Annotated in this window: 1 protein-coding gene; it reads left to right on the forward strand. The window is 61.7% G+C overall.

From position 1 onward, the window contains the following. On the forward strand, positions 1-230 hold a 230-nt coding region (locus N825_RS35915), incomplete at both ends, for a glycogen/starch/alpha-glucan phosphorylase (RefSeq protein WP_157619802.1).

Genomic DNA, 230 nt, shown 5'->3' on the forward strand with positions numbered 1-230 from the left:
CTGATCAACGATGTGGCCAAAGTGATCAACAACGATCCGCGCGTGCATACCCAACTGAAGGTGGTGTTCATCCCGAACTACGGCGTCAGCCTGGCGCAGATCATTATCCCGGCGGCGGATCTGTCGGAACAGATCTCGCTGGCGGGCACCGAGGCCTCGGGCACCAGCAACATGAAGTTCGCGCTGAACGGCGCGCTGACCATCGGCACGCTGGACGGCGCCAACGTCGA

The sequence above is a fragment of the Skermanella stibiiresistens SB22 genome (assembly GCF_000576635.1).
GTDB lineage: Bacteria > Pseudomonadota > Alphaproteobacteria > Azospirillales > Azospirillaceae > Skermanella > Skermanella stibiiresistens.